General features: G+C 34.9%; 10 protein-coding genes. 1 reads left to right on the forward strand and 9 read right to left on the reverse strand.

The window, feature by feature from the left end; genetic code table 11:
* Window positions 1–40: 40 nt before the first annotated feature.
* From ACM55F_RS03670 to ACM55F_RS03685, 4 genes are all read right to left on the reverse strand, one after another.
* Window positions 41–3,136: a SusC/RagA family TonB-linked outer membrane protein gene (locus ACM55F_RS03670; RefSeq protein ID WP_416852351.1), complete on the reverse strand. Its 3,096-nt coding sequence runs from the start codon at window positions 3,134–3,136 to the stop codon at window positions 41–43.
* 540 nt (window positions 3,137–3,676) lie between these two features.
* Window positions 3,677–7,732 (reverse strand): glycosyl hydrolase, encoded by a 4,056-nt coding sequence (locus tag ACM55F_RS03675; RefSeq protein WP_416852352.1) that lies wholly within the window; start codon window positions 7,730–7,732, stop codon window positions 3,677–3,679.
* 144 nt (window positions 7,733–7,876) lie between these two features.
* Window positions 7,877–9,307: a hypothetical protein gene (locus tag ACM55F_RS03680; protein ID WP_416852353.1), complete on the reverse strand. Its 1,431-nt coding sequence runs from the start codon at window positions 9,305–9,307 to the stop codon at window positions 7,877–7,879.
* Between the two features lie 199 nt (window positions 9,308–9,506).
* Complete coding sequence (locus ACM55F_RS03685; RefSeq protein ID WP_416852354.1) at window positions 9,507–11,000, reverse strand: hypothetical protein; 1,494 nt, start codon at window positions 10,998–11,000, stop codon at window positions 9,507–9,509.
* A gap of 210 nt (window positions 11,001–11,210) precedes the next feature.
* Between ACM55F_RS03685 and ACM55F_RS03690 the strand changes: the two genes are divergently transcribed.
* Window positions 11,211–12,107, forward strand: a complete 897-nt coding sequence (locus tag ACM55F_RS03690) for an AraC family transcriptional regulator (protein WP_416852355.1) — start codon at window positions 11,211–11,213, stop codon at window positions 12,105–12,107.
* A gap of 161 nt (window positions 12,108–12,268) precedes the next feature.
* Here ACM55F_RS03690 and ACM55F_RS03695 read toward each other — a convergent pair whose 3' ends face one another.
* From ACM55F_RS03695 to ACM55F_RS03715, 5 genes are all read right to left on the reverse strand, one after another.
* Window positions 12,269–15,619 (reverse strand): glycosyl hydrolase, encoded by a 3,351-nt coding sequence (locus ACM55F_RS03695; protein ID WP_416852356.1) that lies wholly within the window; start codon window positions 15,617–15,619, stop codon window positions 12,269–12,271.
* A 490-nt stretch (window positions 15,620–16,109) separates the two neighbouring features.
* Entirely contained in the window at window positions 16,110–17,000 is an 891-nt protein-coding gene (locus tag ACM55F_RS03700) for a LysR family transcriptional regulator (RefSeq protein ID WP_416852357.1), read from the reverse strand.
* A 424-nt stretch (window positions 17,001–17,424) separates the two neighbouring features.
* Window positions 17,425–18,447: a GntR family transcriptional regulator gene (locus ACM55F_RS03705; protein ID WP_416852358.1), complete on the reverse strand. Its 1,023-nt coding sequence runs from the start codon at window positions 18,445–18,447 to the stop codon at window positions 17,425–17,427.
* A 359-nt stretch (window positions 18,448–18,806) separates the two neighbouring features.
* The gene (locus ACM55F_RS03710) at window positions 18,807–19,322 is read right to left on the reverse strand and encodes a cupin domain-containing protein (RefSeq protein WP_416852359.1); all 516 of its coding nucleotides are present in this window, start codon (window positions 19,320–19,322) and stop codon (window positions 18,807–18,809) included.
* A gap of 54 nt (window positions 19,323–19,376) precedes the next feature.
* Window positions 19,377–21,005 (reverse strand): alpha-amylase family glycosyl hydrolase, encoded by a 1,629-nt coding sequence (locus tag ACM55F_RS03715; protein ID WP_416852360.1) that lies wholly within the window; start codon window positions 21,003–21,005, stop codon window positions 19,377–19,379.
* Between the last annotated feature and the right edge of the window lie 8 nt (window positions 21,006–21,013).

Here is a 21,013-nt window from a genome sequence, read left to right on the forward strand (position 1 = left end):
AATACTTAAAGCCTCAGGCATATAGTTTTAGTTTAGGTTATTAGAATCCAACATTTATACCGAATGTAAGTGTTCTTGGTACTGGATAGGTTCCCCAATCCATTCCTAAATTAAGCGTGCTTCCTCCAACACCATTTGCAGATGAACTTACTTCTGGATTAGACCCTCTGTAATTTGTAAAAGTGTACAATTGTTGTACAGAACCGTAAACACGAGCTGTTTTGAAAAATTTACCATTTGTAGGAATGTTATATCCTAAAGTAACATTTTTAATAGCTAAATAAGAACCATCACTCATGAAATGGGTACTTGCCCAATCACGTTCCATATAAGTAGCAACAGTAGTTGTTCCATAACGCCCATCACCAGGATTAGCTTCTGAACGCCAACGGTTTTTAACATCTTTCAATACATTGAATACACCATCCAAGTTAGTAGTACCTTGATCCGTCAATACCATTATATCATTTCCAAAAGAACCAGAACATACAATTGATAAATCGAAATTTTTGTAATTAAATGTATTTGTCATACCAAGTAATGCTTTTGGAAATGGATTCCCAATAACAGTACGGTCATCATTATCACCACCAAAAGTAATTACTCCATCCCCATTTACATCTTTGTATTTTACTGTTCCAACTCGAGAATCGGCTGCTTTTGGAGAAGCGTCAAATTCTGCTGTATTATCATAAACACCATCTTGAATCAAACCGTAGAATTGTCCTAATGGTTGACCTACTTGAGTAATCGTTCCAGAAATATTTCCAAACCCACCGTAGATACGATCAATACCATCTGCTAAAGCCAATACTTTGTTTTGGCTGAATGAAATGTTTAAGTTAGTGGTCCATTTGAATTCACCCGTCAAGTTTTTAGTATTTAAACTTAACTCATGTCCCCAGAATTTAATTTCACCTACGTTGTCATTGAAATTTGTAAATCCTGATTCTTGTGGCACTGCAACGTTATACAATAAATTAGTTGTGTTTTTAGTATAAAAATCATATCCTAAACGAATGCGTTCGTCAAATAATCCTAAATCTATACCTAAATCCAGTTGACTTGTAGTCTCCCAACCTAAGTTTGAGTTACCCAATGAAGATACTGCAGCACCACTGGCAACTGTATTACCAAACACTGAATTTGATGAATTATTAATTAAAGCATATTGTGTATAATTCCCAATATTATTATTCCCAATAATACCATAACTAGCTTTCAATTTTGCAAAAGAGATTACAGGTATTTTTTTAGCAAAATCTTCTTCTGAAATAATCCAACCTGCTCCAACTGAAGGGAAATTACCCCAACGGTTATCTGAACCAAAACGAGAAGAACCATCACGACGAATAGCAGCCGTTAATAAGTATTTTCCTTTATAGTCATAATTTATACGAGACAATAAAGAGGTCAATGCCCATTCTTGTGCATCCGTAAATGTTTGGGTACGATCAATATTCAAAGCAGACTGAATAGTTTGAATGCGATCGTCAGGGAAGTTTGTAGCTCTGATTTGAGATAAATCTAAACGAAAGTTTTGATTGGTGTAACCCACTAATACTTCTAGATTATGATCTCCAAAACTTTTTGCATAATTTGCTGTATTTTCATTCAACCACGACATGTATTTAGTATCAACATTAACCGCACTAGCCACAATTGGAGGCATCGTTGCAAATAAAGTTGAGGCAGTCGATGGATTGAAATTTTTAAATAAAGAATTTCCTAAATCTACATTGAATGTTGATTTTAATACTAAACCTGGAATTGGTTCATATTGTACTTTAGCATTTGAAATTACTCTGCTTGTTTTTGTTTCGTTTGTAATCTCTTTGGCCGAACGGTACCAGTTTGGTGTTGAAAAAGCACCGTCAACTGACAAAGGCAATGTACCATCTTCATTTACATATGAAGCTGTAGGCCATGTTAACATAGCATTATTAAACAAACCACCCGGAACAGCACCTAAATACCCTGCATAAAAAGCCCCGTCTGAACTTGGCGTATTATTGATAGAATAACTTGGAGCGATATTGAAACCTATTTTAACTTTATCAGATACTTCATATTCTGAATTGATACGCAAAGAGTAGCGTTTGAAGTTAGAGTTAATCATTATACCATCTTGATTAAAAATTCCAAGAACAGCAGCAGTACTCAATTTATCTTTATTGGATGCGATTGTAAAGTTATAACTTTGCATCGGTGCAGTTCTCAATAATGCATTGTACCAATCGGTTGATTTTCCTTCATATTGAGAAGGATTTTGAAATTTAGCCGGTACTGGCTGACCCAAATCTTCATAATATTCTTTTTGAAACTGAGCAAATTCAACAGCATTCATTAAATCAGGACGACCTTGTTGAGGAGCCGTTTGTGTTCCTGTAAAGATGTTAAAACTAGTCGTTGTTTGATTTTTCTTAGCTTGTTTCGTAGTTATTAAAACCACACCGTTAGCTGCTCTGGAACCGTATAAAGAAGTCGAAGCCGCATCTTTTAAAACGGAAAGATTTTCAATCTCATCTGGATTAATACCACTGATGTCTCCTACAATAGGAAAACCATCCACTACGTACAACGGATCACTTCCTGCGAGAAGAGAAGCTTGACCACGAATTCTAATAGCCATACCTCCTCCTGGCTTCCCAGTAGTTTGGTTGATTTGTACACCTGCTAATTTTCCTTGCAATTTTTGAGTAATCTGAGCTACCGGAATGTCTTTCATTTCTTTAGCACTTAAGGTCTGTACAGAACCTAATGATTTCTTCTTAGTTTGACTACCGTATCCTACTACAACTACCTCGTTTAAGACTTTGTTATCAGGTTCCATTGCTACATTAATAGTGCTTTGATTTCCTACGGCTACATTTTTGACCACATACCCCAAAAATGTAAATTCTAATGTAGCTTTATCTCCTGCTTCAATTTTAAATGAACCATCAATATCAGTATTGGTTCCTTTATTAGTTCCTTTCACCAAAACATTTGCACCTACAATAGGTTGGTTATTTTCATCTGTTACTTTTCCCTGAATAATTTGTTGCGCCATCGCTTGGGTACAGAATCCCAAATACAACACCAATGCCTTAATCAGGAACAGGGCAACTCGATGTTGTTGTAAAAACTTCTTCATTTTCTGGTTTTTTTTAGTTAGTATTTATTTATTCTTGGATTTTTTTATACTTAACATAATTTTATGTTTTGTATAATTCAAATTTAACAATACACTTTCTAACAACTGTCCTGCGCAATCGTAATAGAAATCGTTATTTTGATTCTTTTTATTTATTAAACTAATAAATTTTATTAATCATAATAGGTATGGAAGATAACGATTGTACAGAAAAAAGGGGTACTTTAAGCATTTAAACTATTTAAAAAAATATTTTAAGCAGTTCACAATCTTATACTTAAATCCCCTGATTCTTTACTTAAAACACATAAACGAGGGAGTTTGTGTGTTTTTACAAAAAAAATTGATCTTAATTATATCTAAAAGGATATTTTTTTCTTTTAGAGATCAATCCACGAGTTTTATAGTCCGAAATGTTAAAATAATACTCTTAAAAAAAGTCAACAAAAAGGATTTTAATTTATAAAACCAAAAAAAAGGTGAAACCAAACTTTTCGTTTTGATTTCACCTCTTGGGAGTTGGTTTAAAATAATTATCTTTTAAACAGTCTTCATAATTCCAGTTCTAATAACTACCGGTCCTATCAATCCAGATTCTAATAAAGGAGAATCTTTCGTATGATGTTTCCAAGTTGTAAAAGTGATACGACCATCATCTGGCTTTGGTTTTCCTTCTTTGTACCAGTCTGGCAATGTTTCAATAGCACCAGTGGTTAGGACCGCAAAATTATCTCCTTTGTCAGCAATCTTGAATTTATTACTATCTTCAACAAAATCATCACCGATTAGTCGATTTGGCCAAAGATTTGTAATCTTCACTTCTAAATTATTTACCCCCACTTTTATAGCATTTGTAATATCAACCAAATAGGGACGGCTCCAAAGAACACCTAAATTTTTTCCATTCACAATAACCTCAGCTAATACTTCAACCCTTCCTAAATCAAGAAAAAATCGCTTCTCTCTTGAAATTTCACTGGAAGCAATACTAAATGTATTTTTATAAGTTGCAGTGCCTGAAAAATATCTCACCCCATCTATCGAATGGTTGTGAAGAGAACTTAATTTAGGTAACGAAATTTTTTCAGGAGCTCCCATTTTTGAAGGAAAGTAAACATCCCATACCCCTGAGATTGTATGAGGAGTCCCGATACCTGAAATCGAAACCTCGGATTTTTTATTTCCGTTATTTGTAAGCTGATACTTTCCATTTTTCCAGAATAATAAACCCGAATTTACTTGATTTGTAGGTTCAACAATTCTATTCCATTTAGAACTTGTATCTGGTAAAACAGAAGCTAATTCTTTTATTTTATTTTCGTTTAAATCTTTGGTAAATAATTGTGGTGGTGTCATATCACCGTTATAATATTGTCCACCTTCATTTAAAAAGGATTGTCCAATACCTGGATGAATATTTTTACCCTGCCGAACTCCTTTATTAATCATAACTCCGTTCACGTAAACTGTAGGAATTCCATCTTTATAAACAAGAGCTAAATGACTCCAACCAGAAATACCTACTGGCGCACTAAGAACCATAACTGGATTCTCACTACCATGTTCCCATACCGAAACTCCGTTTCTACCTACCGTTAGTCCAACTGTTGCGTGTCCTTCACCATAAAGATTCTTACCAGAAGTTGGATAAATAGCATGATAATCGGTCCAAGGATCTTTAACATATTCCATGTAATTCTTAGTCCCCAACATAATATCTAATTCGGGTTTTACCCAAAAGCTAATCGTAAAATTATCCGTAACTTCTTTGTACAATTTACGTTGAACGGATGGGAATATGGATGTTCCTATAACCTCTACATTTTCTTTAACAACAGATACTATACTATTTCCTGTTGCTTCCGAACGAAATATTAAAAATACAGACCCATACGGGTCTAATGTTAATGGCACTCGAATATGCCCATCAATAAATTGATAAACAGAAAGAGCCGTTATCGTTCCCGTTTTTGCATCCCATAATTCTGGAATTCTACCATTTACTCGTAATGTACAAACAATATCTTCTGTCGTTCTTCTTTGGTTTGCTATAAAATAAACTTGAGAATCATCAATTACACGATGAATGTAAATTATAGGAGCATCACCACTTTGAGACGATACTTCAAAATCAGGATTTAAATTAACTATTTCTAAAATCTGTTTTATGGGTTGCCCCCAAAAAACGCGCCCTTTTCCAACAATACGATCTATTATCTTCTCTCCTTTCTTACCCCAAATTGTATCACAAACATTTTGAAACTCATCCTCTATTCCATTATAATCACGAAGTCCGGGTGTTCTTTCAGGTCTTGCTCCTACCATAATCATTCCTTGGTTTACTAAATCAAGAAGCTTTTTTAAAAATGGCAATGTTATCGTTTTATAGTCCTGTAATACAAATAATTGATAATTCATCCCATCAGGCAGTACAATCCTGCTGTTTACTATTTTTACTCGTTTTTCAATAGTTTCTGCATTTATCAAATCATAATCATATCCAAAAGGAGGAACAGGATTTAATGCTTCCCGATTTACAGTAGTATAAACACCCGCATCTTCACCTGAAAAATAAATTAAATCCGCTACTAAAAGACCTTGTTGCAATAAGGCTTGGCAACGCCATAAATAACCCAGCCATGCTTTGCCTTGTTCCCACCAAGTGTTAGTTCGGTCAAAATGAATCCCCCAAGGTCCCATTGTCATTCCTGGAAATGCTGTTGGATGAGGTTGATGTGCAAACCGGTGTATAATCATTCTGTTTACCCCTTGCGTAAAAGCTTTGTCACCAACTGCTTTCATGTGAAAAGGATATTCTTGCCAGCGTGCAGAGCCCGGCTCGGATGTAAATGATTCTGCGCCAACGATACTTTGACCATTTACGTGAGCCACTGAAGCAGACAATTTAATCGTTCTTCGCATCGTTTGGTTATTCTGAAAAATAGCAGAAAGCCCGTTCCAGAATTCACCCATATTAGAATCAGCACGGGAACCTATTTGCATTTCTTCCATTGGGCCACGATCATAGGGTTGTATGAAAGAAATTATTCCGTTATTATTGCACAATTCATCAAATCGCCCATAATAATTATCTGCAATCATGTCCCCTTGCGTGCGTCTGAAATCCCAAAGAAATCTTTCGGTAATATCTACACTGTCAACAATCCTACCTGTGATTGCAGGAAGATATTTTAAAAGGCTGTAACCATTGGCTTTTTCAAATGATGTTTCAAATCCCGGAGTCCAGTTTTGCATTCCCACTTCAAAACTATCAATTTCCAGTCCCATTTTTCCTGTTTTTACCATTGGCCCAATTACAGGTAACAAAATATCCATCATTTTACTGAAATGAAAATCAATTGCCTTTTTACTGTACTTATCACATTCGAGACCAATTCCCGAATCTGGTGCAGCTCTGTTCACTTCACCGTTTGTGGTATGACCAATACGAAGAATCGTCCATTTTCCTTTTGGTGCTTTCCAATTTAAAATACCGTCATCTGATACATTGGTAGTGATATCAATTACCTTATCACTAGGAATCATGTTTATTCCTGGGTCATTAATAGCTCGTTTTCCTGTTCCATTATAAACAAAATTGGCTCGTTTTTCCCAGTCAGTAAATTTCTTTAATCCAGAGAAATTGATTTGTCCGTAACTTCTTGTCTCCGTAGTTCTTAATCGAAAGTATTTTCCGCTGATAGCAGGAAATTCAGCAGTAATCATGTGAGCACTGCCTTTTGGCGCAAGCGGATCGTCACTACCTGATTTAATTTTAGTAACTAAACTAAAAATCAAACCATCCTCTGAAACTTCAAGCAGAATAGGTTCTTCCGCTTTCGTGCTCGATGAATCATAACCCACTGAAGCAGTCAAAAATGAGATGGAGCCCGCTTCATAAGAATTGTTAAATTCAAATAATAACCAAGCTTCATTTTTTGTTGGTTTTATAATTACAGACTCACTATTGCCTGTTAATTTTTTCAAATCAATAGTTCCATTAGCATCACTGACTTTTTTCACCAATTCTTCAATCGCTCCTTCTCCTTGTAAGGATGGATAAGCAATCACTGCCACGTCCTTATAATAATCTAATTTGTGAGAAGGCTTTGGCAACAGTCTATTAATTATTTTTCCTCCAGAAACATAAGATTCACTCCAAGTGACTACTTGCATTGAAATATCTGGAGTTATCCATGGACCACCACTGGATGACCAACCCGGGCAGTTATGCATAGTGTATGCCATACCTAAACGTTCCGCTTCCCCGATAGCAAACTTTTTCATATCAACCCAATCCTCACTCAAATATTCCAATGGTCCTTTAGGAATACCTGTACCGGCATCAAAGTTAAAAACCCCTCCTATCCCTACTCTCTTCATAGCTTCAAGATCCATAGTAATCCCTTGCTTTGTTACTTGACCATTCATCCAAAACCACATGGTATAAGGTCTGGCAGCAGCAGGTGGATTGATGAAACTATTTTCAAGACCAGAAATAAACTGCGGAGTAAAAGCATGCACTATACCTGTAGGCGTTATGAGTGTAATCAGTCCTGCAGAACCACTCAACTTAAGGAAATCACGACGTTTCATATTCACTTGATTTTTATTTCAAAGAAGGTATGTTTCACATAACCTTACTTTGCTTTTTTTTTAATATATTTTTATTAAACCTTTTATTTTAGCAATGAAATCTACACAACAATTACTTTAGATTCCTAATAAAATTTTATATAATTAACATACTTTCACTACTTCCATATTCAGTAATTGTCCTAATTTTTCAATTTTTGAACTGATATTACCTACACCTACCGCACAATGGTGCGCAGGGCCATGACTATTCCAATCGTTCACAAATTTTCGCGCTCCGATTGAAAATTTATAGCGGCTGTTCGTATTCCCGATTTGTAATATAGGACCCGCTACAGATTCTCCTTCAGCAACTAGCAACAGTAATTTTCCATTATCTGATTCTACTACCGAAAGTAATGTCACTGGACCATTCTTAACCGACATTTCAACAGACAAACCACTACCCACTTTTCCATGATAAACACCCAGTGGACGAACTTTCGTTTTACCTTCGGCAATTGCAATATGACCTGGCCCATCGTGTCCCATCAATACTACATCCGCTGCAAAATCCATAGCATAATATTCAGTAAAAGATCCTCCGGCACCAAAACCGTCCATAATCTTCATGGCTTGCGCATTTTTTATTTCATATTCACCTGCAACAGGAATACCATTTGCTGTTAATAGTGAATTCCCCAAGATGATTGAAGCAATTGCATTTTCGTTTTCAATATTACCAGTCCCTTTGTAATAATAAGCCATCGAACCCAACTGATGTTGTTCAACCAACTTATCTAATGCCACCGAAGTAATCGCAGAATTTAGTAAGTCTTCTGCGGTACAATCTGATTGAACATCAAAAGTCTGTTGGAATAACGTAACTCTTAGTTGCGCTTCTTCTTCTGTAACATTTTTCCTATGTGAGACTAATTCTTCCACTTCCAATAATTCAATATGGCCCCCAAAATGAGCATATTGTTGTGTCAAATCGGTATAAATATCTAACATTCCGCTGTAGTAATGTCCCATACAACCCATACGATTATAAAACATGGTGTGCGCTACTTTAGCTGCTTCTACCCATTGAATGATCTCATTCCAACATTCTGGATCATTATGCAACATCCCAGTTATTTGATGAAACTTAACCCCTGTTCTTTTGAATACATTCGCAATTTCAGGAACAGGACAGGCAGAACAATATGCTAGCCATTCTCCAGTCATTTTGGTACGGTCACTCATCGCATTAAAAGAACTATAATCTATAGCTGCTTCCGGCACCAAATTAAGGATGATTACCGGGACTTTTGCACGTTGCACAACCGGTAAAACTGTTGAAGATAATGCATACGTAGTAACATATAAAAAAATGATGTCTACATCTTCTGTCTTAAATAATTTGCCAGCATCAAATGCCTTGTCTATAGTGTCTACCAACCCTGCATTAACAACATTTGGGTTTATTTCTTCCAGCTTATTTTGTACTTGTAAAACATACCCTTCCAAACGTTCTTTTAATCCATCAAACTGTGGCCAATACGTATCCAGTCCAATACCAAAAAGGCCTATTTTCATTCCGTTATTTTTCATTACTATTTCTTCATTATAATTACTTTATTTCCATTTTTAGAATTCAATGTCATTTAGATTAGAACTAAAAATTTAATAACAAATAAATTATTCTTCAATTAAAGAGATCTAATTGAAGAATAATTGATTTTGAAAATTTATGACTACGCATTAATTCTTTTACAATTAAAGGTATCAAATCTAATGCATCAAAAACTACTTATTTTACCTCTACAACTGCTACAGAAAATGGTTTAAGTGTAACTTTATTATCCATTAACTGAGACTCTGCTGGTGGATTTTCACCAGTAGTCAAATCTACATAATGCACTAAACCGCCTTTTGCTTCAACTGGCAGGACAATTTGCGTTTCTTTATTTACCTTATTAATAAGTAAAATTCTTTTTCCTTTTTTTGTAATAATGGCCTGTGAAGTTATTGACTCTCCCAGCATCCCTTTTCCTGTAAAAGAAGTAGTAACCAATTTATCACCAGGTCCAAAATTATCCACAAGCAATTTCAGTACCCAATACCTTGCATTTGGTTTTCCATTTTCCCAATTCATCATACTTACATCTGGAAACTGAGTAGGATAACCAACTAATTGAGATTCGCCCGCCACATCAATTCCAATCTTTGCCAATTCGACAAAAATATGGGCATACATAGCACCCGCCAAATTCCAATACTCATTTGGAATAGGCCCTGATTCCATTGGTGAGCGCAGAATAACACCTATTTCGTTAATCATGGTAAAGGTATTTGGGGCAAGACGTTTTCTTATACTTTCTATATAGCGTGCTTTATTCAAAAAGGCATCTGCTTTATCAAAAAATGTATATTGATATTCATTTATTGATTGTCCTTCCACTGAAGGCATAGAATAATGGTGATAAGAAATACCTTCTAAAGGAACACCTGGTTTATGATTTTTTGGATTTAGAAAGTATTCAAAATATTCTGGATTATTAGTTTGGGCTACTGAAATACCTACAAATTTTGTTTCAGGAGAAACTTTCTTAAGCTCAGTAACAATAGCGTCATACATTTTAGTGTATAACTGTGGTGAAATATTATGCTCAAAGTCTGGCTCATTTAGTACTTCCCAATGCGATATTTTGTAAAAATGTTCCGACTTATGAAACACACCCAACTCATCAGTAAATCCTCCTTTAGTATACCAACTCAATAATCTGGCAAAGTAACCAGATAACTCCTTCATACTTGGATCCCTAAGTTCTGTCCCTTGATTATAATTCCAAGAGGTTTGAAATGGATCTTCCGGATATTTTACTTCTGAACTAGTTTTCCACATCCAGGCTGGAGTCGTACTGAAATTGATTACCACAGGATGCCCTTTCGTTGCCTCCATGATTGATTCCATAGTGCTATCCAAAAGTGAAAAATCCCAAAAAGTTTTATCTTTTGTTGGTGGTTTTAATTCTGCTACAGCCATTTTAGGATAAGGAAACCACGGAACATAACGAACATAATCAGCACCCAAATCTTTTAATGCTTTAAAGGTTTGCTCATGAATTGGTGATCCTTTTCGAACCATTGGATTTTCTACTACCTGTAAAGTAGGAGTAGTTTTAGATATTGATACTGTCTTGTTCCAATCAACTTTTACAGAATCAATTTTATTTTGCGCATAACTACTGATACAAATCAGCGTTAAAGAACATACGGCTATTATTCCCGATTTTTTTTTCATCAGTTTAATTTATTATAGATTAATTTAAAATATTCGTGATGTTAATTCATTCACTATAGACTTGTGATAATTCAACTTTCGCTAGTCTTCTTTATACATAATACAGCAAATACTTAATTAACTGCACCAAATATATTTATTATAAACACCATGTTTATAGGGTATATTGATATTATGATAGTACTTTTTGATATTTTATTATCTTTGCGTATGGAAAATTATCAAAAGTATTTACCCGTAAGCCCTGATGATCTTAGTTGGGGTCTTTCTGTATTGAATGCCGGAGCCAATAGCATTAAAAAAGATGAACCCTATCCGTCAAAAAATCATCCTTTGCACCATTATTTTAATTGGAATAATGGGCGTGTATTAGATGAGTATCAACTTATCTATATTTCAAAAGGAAGCGGCCATTTTGAATCAGCCTCCTGTAAAAAAATTAAAGTCAGTGAAGGAACTATTATCTTGCTTTTCCCTGGAGAATGGCACCGCTTTAAACCTGATCCAGATACTGGATGGGATGAATTTTGGGTAGGATGTAAAGGTACAATCATCAAAAATATGGAAATCCGGAAATTCATTAATCGTTTTACTCCCGTATTGCAGGTTGGTATGAGTGAACGAATTATATCCCTCTTTTCTGAAATCATTGAAAAAGCAAAAACGGAAAAAATGGGCTATCAGTTTTACATTTCTGGTATGGTACTGCATCTTCTGGGCTTAATTCAGTACAAAGTAAAACAGCTGGACCAAAAACCGAGTGACCATACCGAAAATATTATTACAAAATCACAAGTGATGCTGCGCAAAATTGTAAATCAAAATGTCAGAATGGAAAATGTAGCAGAAGAACTGAATGTTAGTTATGCTTGGTTTCGCAAAGCTTTTAAAAATTACACTGGTATTTCCCCAAAGCAATATTTGCTCCAACTTCGAATTGAACAAGCAAAAATTATGTTATCAGACAATTCAAAACCAGTTAAGGAAATTGCTTTCGAGCTTAATTTTGAATCCGCCAGTTTTTTTTCCAAACAATTCAAACAAAAAACCGGTAAAACACCTGCTATGTATCGGATTATAAGAACAAAAGAAGGATTAACGCGTTGATTTAGAATTACCAGCTATAGTATAAAAACAATATTTTATACTTTTAAGAATTATTAAAGTTCTAAAATCAAAAAAAAGGTGAAACCAAACTGTTGTTTTTTGGTTCCACCTCTTTAAAATTAAATTCTAATTATTTCAAATCATTCGAAAGAAATACTTTTTTATTTCACTGATAAAACGGTCACTGTACTCAATAATCCTGATGGTAACAATGGAGCGTCCGCTTTATAAAATGGCATAGTTGTATAGGTGATTTTTTTAACAATATCTTTTTGTGCATCACCGATAAGTCTATTTACCCACAGATTCGTCACTTTTATTTCCAAAGTGTTTTTTCCTGGTTTCAAAATACCAGTTACATCTACTCTGAATGGTTTTTTCCAAACAATTCCTATTGATTTTCCATTAACAATTACTTCCGCAATATTTTTTACATCCCCTAGATCAATCCATAATTGCCCCGCTTTTTTAAACCAGCTTTTTGGAGCATCAATTGTTTTCGAATAGGTTCCAGTCCCTGAAAAATACTTCACGCCAGCATCTGAATTTTCTGTCCAAGAAGTCAGTTTATCAATCGTAATATTCGAAGGTGCTCCCCTTTCTTTTTGAAAACTCAAGTTCCAGTTTCCTTCTATTGCTGTTAATTTTGTTTCCGTTACTGCCGGCAAAATTTTTGCAGTTTTAGTAGTATTTTCTTTGAATACTACAAATACAGCATCATTTGGTTCTAAATGCAAAGCTACTTTGGTACGACCCTCTTCAAAAGAATATGAAGCAGGTTCTGTTTTTCCTGTTTCAGGATGCCAAATTTCAACCGTTTTTCCAGAAACTCTGAAAGTTGCTTCAATATTTTCGGTCCTGTCGTTGCGGTTGTTTACCCAATACAACTCCTGCTCCGGTAATTCACGGTGTACATATAATAATTGGGTATCGGCCTGTGGTTTAGTATATTCAAAATCTGGTTTAACTGCTAAAACTGTTAACACTTTTTCGATACTTTCTCCTGTATATACTTTTCCGTTACCAATAGATTTCACCGTGTTATCAGCACCCCATAATTCATTTATTACGGCATTAAATGCTGTTTTATCATCCGTTAAACTTGGCGTTCCAATTGGTTTTGGCCCAACAACAATTGCTCCTGCTTTAACTAATTCACTAATTTTATTAGCCACTTTTAATGTCATTTGTCGGCTATTGTCATCCAATGCCAAAACTTTATAATGCATTCCGCTTGGCGTAATTATTTGCCCGTTTTTCACAGAAAGCACATTTAAAAGTGCATCGGCGTTGACAAAATCATAAGTGTACCCTTCGGGAACATTTGGCAATTTTTTTCCAAAAAGGGAAGTGATATTATTGTCTTCTCCATAATAGTAGATAATGTCTGCTACAAATTTACCTTGTTGCAACATATAAGAACTTCTGGATAGATAATCTGTCCAAGATTTAGCTTGTTCCGCCCAAGTTTCATGACGCGTAAACCATTGACCGAATGGTCCAAGTCCAAGACCGGGAACATGCTCATCTGATGGTTGGTGTACCGAAGTATGAATTACAAATCGGTTCAATCCGCTGGCTAATTCCATATCGGCAGTTGGCTTCAAACGCTCCGGCGAAAAGGCAAATGCATTACCAATAGCAGTAAGCGATTCGGCAGCCACTAAATTTTGTCCATAAATATGCGCCACAGAAGCGGATTCACGGATATCAACATTATACGTCTTACCATCTCCGCCTATTGCACCTGGTGTCCACATGGCACCCATAGGAATATCGGCAGTACGTTTTACTTCCATTCCATCTGCAATTAACGCACGACCATTTTCATGGGATTCAGAATAGCGTTTCATTCCGCGTTCGTGTAACAAAGTCGTTAATTGATCGTAATGGTATTCAGATAACATTTCACTCAATGTTTTACGATAATCCCATAAGAATTTTTCACTAGCTTCTGAGCTTTTAATAATCTGACCAGTTAGTGTAGGCATCCAAGGTAATAAACTATATCCTCTTCGTTTTAAAAACTCAGCGGGTAAATTTTGTGTCCAATTTTGCGCTCCTGCTTCCCAACTGTCCGTTACAATATATTGCAAACCGCCTTTATCTCCCATCAATCCGCCTGTAGCATTTTGGTATTGATCCAAATAATTTTCAAAATACGCTTTTATGGCTACCGGATCTAATTTATCTACCTCCAAACCTGTTGCTTCCGGTGAAGCCGGATGATTAGTAATTCCTAATAAAGAAAAACCAAAACGAATAATCTTCCAATTTCCTGCTGGTGGCGTCCAGTTTAATGTCCCATCTGCATTCATTTTATCTGATAAATCAATACTATTTTCTGGTGCAATAACATCCAAAGTATTTGGAGTACCCTTTACATCGATATTTGTAACAGCCGCAAAAGCCGCTTTCTCTTCAAATCGATCAATTTTTGTGGCGCTATGCAAAACAATTTCGGCAACATCAGTCCCTGGCGAAAGTTTTGGAGCTTCATTTGACCCCATCATCGCTGCAAAACTAAAAATAGGCGGAGGATTTTTAAACGTAACCCTGAAATATTTTGCGGTTGTTGCTGAAAAATTAATAGTTTGCTGTACCAATCCTCCTGCCGGAATAAAAATCACTTTTTTGAAATGAATTCCATCATCACTAAATTCAAGAGAACGTGTATCCGCTTTATCTCCAAAAAGTCCAAAAGGTCCTTTATCTCCTCCTCCAACTACAGTTATTCCTTTGAACGTTTGTGGTTTTTCAAAAGCAAATTGTATCCAGGCGCTTTCATCGTTTTTTGTAGAAGGCAGCAAAATAGTCGTTCCTAAGTCTCCGTCTGTAAGTTGGCTACTTGTAAAATTCCCACCACTTGAGGTAATCTTTGGTTTTAAATCGCTTAAATTAATTTCTGCATCCGGTAATTTATAAGCCATAAGACTGATGTCTTCATAATAATCAGCTGGAGCTGCTACCGGTTCTCCCATAAGCATTGCTTCAAAGAAAGGAATGTTCTGGAATGGTCCTGTTTTAGTAGGCGCTTTTGGTAAAACCCCGATGAATTTTTTTCCGCCTTTTACACGGATTTCACTCCAAACCAATTTTTTCATTCCATCTTTAGGGGCAACCCATGGTCCGCCACTTTCACTCCATCCCGGTGAACCAGCAATCGCCATTTCCAGTTTTAAGGAATCGGCTAATTTTGTGGTAAACTGAAAAGCATCCTTCCACTGAGGTGTCATATAGGTCAATCTCTTTTCTACAATTTGTGGAGTTGCTAAAGCTGCATCAAAATTCATAAAACCTCCTATACCTATTCTATTCATCCACAAAAGATCTTTAGCGATTCCGTCTTTAGAGATATTACCATTCATCCAATGCCACCATACACGAGGCTTTGCAGAATTTGGAGGTGTAGCAAACTCTTTTAATAAGTTATCACTCTTATTTTGAGCATAACTAGAGCTACAGGCAAGCATCAAAGAAAATGCTGCTATTAATCCCGAATTTTTTTTCATATTTTTAATTTATGTAGATTGAAATTTATTTTAAATTTTACTGAAGTACCTATTAAAACCAATCACAGATTGCTATTAAAGTTTCCCTTTTTTAATACTGAAAAAGTGTTCTCATTTAAAGATATAAATACTACTGATGTTCTTTTTTGTAAATTAAAGAAATATCAAAAACTTAACTGTCCTACTCAATCGTTATCGCAAACCGGATTTTGATTACTTTTTTTATTATTTCTAATAAAATTTATTTATTGGAAATAATTAATCTAAAAATTAGAAATAAAAAACCAACTCATCTTGAGAAGAAGAGTTGGTTTAAAAAAAATAAATAAAAAAGTTAATATTCAATACGTTAGCATGTGTGTTTTTTAAAATAAAAAAGCAAAACTAATATTTATTTAAAGTCAATTGATTTAAAAATAAAATTTTAGCAAACGTATTTTTAAATCCCTCAAAACTTTTATTACGAGGCTTTTATTTGCAAAAAGAATATTTACCAAACATTTTTTATTGTTTGCTGGTATTCGTCATCTAGTGTTTCTTTGTATGCCAATATTTTGGTAACTTCCAATCGGGTGTTATCAGAAAAAACTAATTCTTTAGAAACAATTCCTTCTAAATTTGTTGGAAAGTGTGATGGAAAAACAGCAATTCCAATTCCGACATTCACCAATCCTACCAACAATTCTACATTGGACACTTCCTGAACAATATTTGCATCTCTGGAGAAACCTACATTTCGGCAATATACTTCTACATCCTCCAAAATTGCGGGACATAAGTCTTTAGTTAACTCTACCCATTTGTCATTACGAAGTTGTTCAATCTTAATTTTTTGGTATTTAGCCAATGGATGATTTTTAGGCATAATGACATTAAGAAATTCATTCTGGAAAACCTGATAATCCAACCCTTTAAAAACAAGTGGTAAGGTAGTAATCCCAATATCGATATTTCCTTTAAACAGCGCTTCTTGAACTGATATTACTGTCGAACATTCTATTATTTTGAAAGTGGTATCAGGAAACTTCAGTTGTAGCTTTTGCAAGACGGCTATAACCTCATTTGTGGGAGACATTTTAGGTATACCTAACTTTAATTGTTTACTTTTTTCACTATTGATCTTGGCGCTTTTTAGCGTTCTGTCCAGCAAATCTATTACACGGCTTACTTCTTTCATTAAATAAGCACCTGCTTCGGTCAATTCAACTTTTCTATTATTTACCCGTTTTGCTTTGTCAAAAAGTTCAAAGCCCAACTCGCTTTCTAATTGTTGAATTTGGTGGGTTAAGGCTGGTTGAGTAATATTGAGTTTTTCGGCAGCTTTACCAAAATGTAATTCTTTAGCAACTACCAAAAATGATTTTAATTTACGTAATTCCATTATTATTGTTTATGACTGTCCGCTTAGCGGACTATAATTATTTTTTTAGCCACGAATTTAAAGAAAGTTGAGTACTTTGACAAATAGTTGCTAACTCAGAAAAGCGTTGTTAACCGTAAGCAGATGAAATAGGTTCGCTAAAGCGAAATACTGATAAAAAACAGATTTTTCACAACACTAATCTGCTGAATCTGCAAAAATCTGCGTGAAAAATTTTTAGCACGCAGATTCCGCAGATTTTATAGTGCCGTAGTCCTATTTCGAATTCTTAATACCAACCATTTGAAAAGAGTTAGATAGAATTTCCACAAATTTCACGAATTGGTGTTTCATTTTTCTTTTAAGGATAAAAATTAGTGACAAATTCGTGAAATTTGTGGCTAAATTTTTTTAGTATTATTTACGGATAGTCATATTTATTGTTTTATAAAGATCCCCTAAGAATCAATTCAAACGGATTTTCGATATGTTCTTTTGACGCGTTTAACACCAATTGCGCAGCCGTTTTGCCCATAGCCTCAAAATCAGTTGAGATTGTGGTGAGTCCATTCATGATAAATTTTTTGAGAGGCGTTTCGTTATAGGAGATGACCCCAACTTGTTCCCCTACAGTTAAATTTAAGGTTATAATTTTATCAAGGATTTTCACCAAATCTTCTTCCATTAAATTAATATAAACTTCCCCTTCATTTACTTCTTCACGGTTAAGATCATGTACTATTTTATAGTTAAAAGCATAGCTATAACAGAAGTTTTTAAACCCTTTGATAATCTCCTCCGAGAAATAGCTATTTTCCGGAAAAATCAATTTTAAAGTGTGGTATTTACTTAAAAGTTCTAATGCTTTGCTGAGCGCATTGTAAATATCCTCTTCAAAATTCTCGTAAACGGCACCATAATTCCCTGTAATTCCTTCAATCTTTTTACCTACGATAATTAATTTTTCTTTTGGTATTTCTTCAATCAATAACTGGTATCCTTCCGCCTTTTCAATAAAATGGGGAATGATAACATAATGGGTATACACACTTTTTTGTTGGTTTAACAATTTTTTGAACAAACCATAATCATTATTATAAATATAAAAATCAATAGCTGCTTTTTCGCCCAACGTCTCCACAAAAGCATCGTAAATAATTTTCTTATGAGCGCTCAATTTATTGAACATCAAGAATATTTTTAAATCCTGGGAGATATCCGTATTGGCAATAAAATAACCTTTTCCATGAAAAGCTTCTAAAATGCCCATTTTACGTAGTTTATTATATCCTTTTTCTATCGTAACCCTGGATATTTCGTATTGAAAACTCAACTCATTGATCGACGGCATGGCATCCCCTTTTTTAAGAATACCTTGCTTTATGGCATTCAAAACTGCATTGACTAACTGTTGGTACTTTGGAGTAGCAGAAAGTTCATCAATCCTGAGGCTATCAATTTTCGACATTTTTTTCATACGAATTTATTCTTGTGTTTTTGAATCATAACGATTTCAAAGAAATTCTAAATTATTAAGAAGCTAATTTTATTCACAAATAGAAACTACTTGTAATTAAGTAAATGTACTTAATTTGCATTTAAAAGCGAAATTATTTTAAAAGTCGAAATTTAATACCTTTTTAATTGAATTCAATTTATTCATTGTGTTAAAAAAACACAATAAACTAAATAAACATAAAATTCTAATTGTAAAAAAGTGCTTATTCCCCCAAAAAAAAACATTGTTCAGGAATAAAGGTACTCCTCAAACAATGTTTCTATTTTAAAAATTTAGTGTGATCCAAAAGTAAAAAACAATACTTTTATTTATCTGCCAAAGTCATCCTGTAAACGAACAATATCCTCTTCATCAGAAGGGTTTTCAGGGTCTGTATGTTGCCAAATCTCGGCTACTATTCCCCATGAATCCAGACCTATTAAGCGATGACGTTCGCCTTCGTCCATTTGGATAAAAGTGTCAGGTGTAAGTTCCTGAATTTCTCCCTCTTCATCTGTGGCACTGGTTTTAACACCTACTACACCGGCAAGTATTTTCCATATTTCTGCTCGGCGAAAGTGATATTGCCATGACAAACGTTTGTGAGGTGCCACCACCAATATTTTCGGGCTTAACTTATTGGTAATTTTAATCGTTTCCATTTCAAGCTGAGGAAAAAATTTAGCGGCAAAAGCAGGCGCCTGACTTTCATCAATTACAAAAAAACCTCCCCATGGTCGAGTTTCATCTTGTTTAACGACTGTGAAATTTTCTTTTTTTAATGCTGCAGCAATTTGCTCAAAAACAGCGCTCTTGTCTAAAGTAGTAGCGATAGTAAGATTCATTTTTATTTGTTTTAAAAAGTAAAAAATATTCGATTGATTGTATTTCTGTATATTTTAGTTGCTGTAAATGATAAAGTCATTTGCTTCCAGTTTTGCTTTTCCCATTAGGATTTTTGCTCCTTTTGGAAGGCTTACTTTCTTTACCGAACCAAAGTTAATTACCACGGTAATTTTATGTCCTTCAAAAGACCGGGTAAACAAAATTTGTCCATCTTTATGCTCTAGCCTGTCGTATTTTCCATACTGCAGGACTTTTTCAGTATTGCGTAAGGCTATCAGCTTTTGATAGCGATGAAGAATAGAATTTTCTTTTTTCGCTAAATCCTGAACATTGATTTGTTTGTAATCCGAATTGGTTTTAATCCATGTTTTTTCAGTTGAAAAGCCAGCAAAAGCATTTCCATTCCATTGCATTGGACTTCGGGATTTGTCTCGGTTGTGCTCATTTCCTTCCAAAAGTGCTTCATCGGGACTTTTACCTTTGCCCAAAGCCAATTGATAATGAGTTTTTCCCTGAATATCGACCATCTCTTCCACGTTTTTCGCGATGATATTGTGCATTCCAATTTCTTCTCCGTAATAAACAAAAGGAACTCCTTTTGCCGTAAGCATCAAAGCTGCCAAGGCCAGTGCTTTATCAGGATTCCCATCGGCTAATCGGTCAATCATTCTTGGCATATCGTGACTTCCAAAAAACAACGTTGGGTAATTGCTCCTATTTTTTTCCATGCTTTGCAACTCATCAAAAATACGTTTCGAAGAAAATGTTTTGATGCTTCCAAAGTTGAAATTAAAAACAACATCCAGTAAATCCTGTGATTGGTATTGCTTTAAAACCTCAATTTTGTCGCTTCCTATTTCGCCAACAATGAAACGGTTGTCATACTCGCTGACGGTCGATTTTATCATTCGCATGGCATTTTTCACACCTTTTTGATCGATGTCGTTGCTATGTACTTGCTGTCCACCTTTTATCGGATTATCAGCTGTAATTCCATCGGTGGTTAAAAAATTAATCACATCCAGTCGAAATCCATCGACACCGCTTTCCAACCAAAACCGAAGTACTTTTTGAACCTCAACAACCACTTTAGGGTTAGACCAGTTGAGATCCGCCATTTTTTTATCAAATTTATGATAGTAATATTGATTCGTCAAAGAGTCTTTTTCCCATGCAGTTCCTCCAAAAAAAGATTCCCAATTGTTCGGTTTATCTTTCCAGATGTAATAATCACGGTACGGATTATCTATTGATTTCTGAGATTCCTGAAACCACTTGCATTCCGTAGAAGTATGATTCAGCACCATATCCATAATCACTTTGATTCCTCTTTTATGGGCTTCGTTCAAGAAAGTATTGAAATCAGCTTTACTACCATAGGTGGGATCGACCTCGTAATAATTAGCAATATCGTAGCCGTTATCTACTTTTGGAGAAGTTAGAAATGGCGTGAGCCAAATTCCTTTTATACCTAGCCCTTTCAAATAATCCAGCTTATTGGTCATTCCTTTAAAATCGCCATATCCATCGCCATTGCTGTCTGCATAACTGGGCATATAGATTTGGTAAAACACCGATTCTTTCCACCAATTTTGTGAGTACTGCGTATTTTGTGCCACTACTAAACTAGTATTAAACATAATGAAAGAAAGTAGCGCAACGATTAACAGATTCGATTTCATAAGCAAAT

It is taken from the genome of Flavobacterium melibiosi (assembly GCF_048158545.1).
Lineage (GTDB): Bacteria > Bacteroidota > Bacteroidia > Flavobacteriales > Flavobacteriaceae > Flavobacterium > Flavobacterium melibiosi.

What these genes read in the sequence shown, in the direction of transcription:
- ACM55F_RS03670 (WP_416852351.1), bottom strand. Translation starts at nt 3,136, where the DNA reads ATGAAGAAGTTTTTACAACAACATCGAGTTGCCCTGTTCCTGATTAAG.
- ACM55F_RS03675 (WP_416852352.1), bottom strand. Translation starts at nt 7,732, where the DNA reads ATGAAACGTCGTGATTTCCTTAAGTTGAGTGGTTCTGCAGGACTGATT.
- ACM55F_RS03680 (WP_416852353.1), bottom strand. Translation starts at nt 9,307, where the DNA reads ATGAAAAATAACGGAATGAAAATAGGCCTTTTTGGTATTGGACTGGAT.
- ACM55F_RS03685 (WP_416852354.1), bottom strand. Translation starts at nt 11,000, where the DNA reads ATGAAAAAAAAATCGGGAATAATAGCCGTATGTTCTTTAACGCTGATT.
- ACM55F_RS03690 (WP_416852355.1), top strand. Translation starts at nt 11,211, where the DNA reads ATGGAAAATTATCAAAAGTATTTACCCGTAAGCCCTGATGATCTTAGT.
- ACM55F_RS03695 (WP_416852356.1), bottom strand. Translation starts at nt 15,619, where the DNA reads ATGAAAAAAAATTCGGGATTAATAGCAGCATTTTCTTTGATGCTTGCC.
- ACM55F_RS03700 (WP_416852357.1), bottom strand. Translation starts at nt 17,000, where the DNA reads ATGGAATTACGTAAATTAAAATCATTTTTGGTAGTTGCTAAAGAATTA.
- ACM55F_RS03705 (WP_416852358.1), bottom strand. Translation starts at nt 18,447, where the DNA reads ATGTCGAAAATTGATAGCCTCAGGATTGATGAACTTTCTGCTACTCCA.
- ACM55F_RS03710 (WP_416852359.1), bottom strand. Translation starts at nt 19,322, where the DNA reads ATGAATCTTACTATCGCTACTACTTTAGACAAGAGCGCTGTTTTTGAG.
- ACM55F_RS03715 (WP_416852360.1), bottom strand. Translation starts at nt 21,005, where the DNA reads ATGAAATCGAATCTGTTAATCGTTGCGCTACTTTCTTTCATTATGTTT.